This is a genomic window from Streptomyces sp. VTCC 41912, assembly GCF_045799175.1.
Taxonomy (GTDB): Bacteria; Actinomycetota; Actinomycetes; order Streptomycetales; family Streptomycetaceae; genus Streptomyces; species Streptomyces albulus_C.
Map to the genome: position 1 here is coordinate 1 of NZ_JBJMAB010000100.1, position 856 is coordinate 856.

The 856-nt window shown below is 67.5% G+C and carries 1 protein-coding gene; it reads left to right on the forward strand.

What is annotated here, in order from left to right:
* A partial coding sequence (locus ACJ6WD_RS41295) for a sensor histidine kinase (protein ID WP_407617816.1) occupies nucleotides 1-856 on the forward strand: 856 nt, incomplete at both ends.

The window sequence follows — 856 nt, forward strand, 5'->3', positions numbered from 1 at the left end:
TGTTGGGTTTGACGATCGTGGCGTTCGCGTTCGGTTATGCGATGGCGGGGCGGGTGTTGTCGCCGTTGGGGCGGATCACGCGGACCGCGCAGCGGGTGGCGGGGTCGGATTTGCACCGGCGGATCGAGTTGGGGGGTCCGGATGACGAGTTGAAGGAGTTGGCGGACACCTTCGACGAGATGTTGGACCGGTTGGACCGGGCGTTTGAGTCGCAGCGGCGGTTCGTGTCGAACGCGTCGCATGAGTTGCGGACGCCGTTGGCGATCAATCGGACGTTGTTGGAGGTGCAGCTGGCCGATCCGGCGGCGTCGGCGGAGGTGCAGCAGTTGGGGAAGACGTTGTTGGCGACCAATGAGCGCAGTGAGCAGTTGGTGGAGGGGTTGCTGCTGCTGGCGCGCAGTGAGAACAAGATCGTGGACAAGCGTCCGGTGGATCTGTCGGAGGTGGCGTCGCAGGCGGTGGATCAGACGCGGGAGGAGGCGCAGGCCAAGGGGGTGGAGCTGCGTGGGGTGCGTCAGCAGGTGTTCGTGCAGGGCAACGGGGTGTTGTTGGAGCGGATCGCGTTGAATCTGGTGCAGAACGCGGTGCGGTACAACGTGCCGGAGGGGGGCTGGGTGGAGGTGACCACCGAGCCGCACCCGGGGTGCGCGGTGCTGGTGGTGTCCAATACGGGTCCGGTGGTGCCGGCGTATGAGGTGGAGAACCTCTTCGAGCCGTTCCGGCGGCTGCGCACCGAGCGGACCGGCAGCGACAAGGGCGTCGGCCTGGGCCTGTCCATCGTCCGCTCCGTGGTCCGCGCCCACGACGGCACCATCACCGCCGAACCCCGCGAGGGCGGCGGCCTGGACATGCGCGT